At 44.4% G+C, this 656-nt stretch carries 1 pseudogene; it reads right to left on the bottom strand.

Annotation, left to right across the window (positions count from 1 at the left end):
* Positions 1 to 359: pseudogene (locus tag AAHF22_RS23775) on the bottom strand (methyl-accepting chemotaxis protein); the annotation flags it as partial.
* Positions 360 to 656: the final 297 nt, after the last annotated feature.

The raw sequence follows: 656 nt of genomic DNA, 5'->3' as shown, positions 1-656 counted from the left end.
GAGGACCAGCTACTCAGCACATTGGGGAAATCCTGTTCATTCTGATAACCGAGCAGATGACGAAGCTCATCAGTCCAGAAAAAAACATTGTTCGGATGAAGCGGATCACCATCTTTAATCGCCATATCCCAAAAAGCGGTTTGCATCGTATTTTGGGTGAGTCTCACACATGCAGCCAGATACTTTTGCTGCTTTTGAACTTTATCCATCGCCTCATTGACATTGTTGACCACACCGGTAATCTTTGGGTCTTCCGTTTGTAGCTGCAAACGTTTGGAAGGTTGCTTTGCCAGTTGTCCAGTAGCATCAAGTAACGGTTGAAGCTCTACCGTATTGCGTTTAGCGGAAAAAATAGACATTGTTTTAGGTTCTCCTTTGAGCGGCTCAGCACCCGAATCGATTGCATCTTCCTCGCTGCCGCTGCTTAAAATGTTTATCTTGAGCCGACAAGTATATTTGCCTTGCGAAAGATCTAATCTGCTTGCTTCGTTAACGTTGAAAGGTACCCTGGCATGTGATGTAGACAACGATACCTATGGAATGAGGGTAGGCTATGTATCGTTATAATGTGATAAAGGATTCCTGGTGAAAAGTTGCCCCGTCAAGCTAACATAGACGGGGCGTTATAGTGAGTGAGCATACCATCTAACATCAAA

Origin of the sequence: Paenibacillus wenxiniae, assembly GCF_039822605.1 — a bacterium.
Taxonomy (GTDB): Bacteria; Bacillota; Bacilli; order Paenibacillales; family Paenibacillaceae; genus Saccharibacillus; species Saccharibacillus wenxiniae.
The sequence above is the reverse complement of the archived record's forward strand: the minus strand, read 5'-3'. Positions and strand labels throughout refer to the sequence as shown.